Consider the following 509-nt stretch of genomic DNA (forward strand, 5'->3'; position numbering starts at 1 on the left):
ATCGTCCAGGAAGGCCACAAGGCGGTTGCCGCCGGCATGAACCCGATGGACCTCAAGCGCGGCATCGACCTCGCCGTCGCCGACGTCGTCGCAACGCTGATCAAGAACGCCAAGAAGATCAAGACCTCGGAAGAGGTTGCCCAGGTCGGCACCATCGCCGGCAATGGCGACGTTTCGGTCGGCTCGATGATCGCGGAAGCGATGCAGAAGGTCGGCAATGAGGGCGTCATCACGGTCGAGGAAGCCAAGACCGCCGAGACCGAGCTCGAAGTCGTCGAAGGCATGCAGTTCGACCGCGGCTATCTCTCGCCCTACTTCGTCACCAACGCCGAAAAGATGGTTGCGGATCTGGAAGACGCCTACATCCTGCTCCACGAGAAGAAGCTCTCCAACCTGCAAGCCATGCTGCCGATCCTCGAGGCTGTCGTGCAGACTTCGAAGCCGCTGGTCATCATCTCCGAGGACGTCGAAGGCGAGGCCCTGGCCACGCTGGTCGTCAACAAGCTGCG

General features: G+C 61.7%; 1 protein-coding gene. It reads left to right on the forward strand.

Translation table 11 applies throughout. The annotated features are described in order from the left end of the window. On the forward strand, positions 1-509 hold a 509-nt coding region (locus tag NKH30_RS33110), incomplete at both ends, for a TCP-1/cpn60 chaperonin family protein (RefSeq protein ID WP_352998171.1).

It is taken from the genome of Mesorhizobium sp. M1273, from assembly GCF_040318195.1.
Classification (GTDB): Bacteria; Pseudomonadota; Alphaproteobacteria; order Rhizobiales; family Rhizobiaceae; genus Mesorhizobium.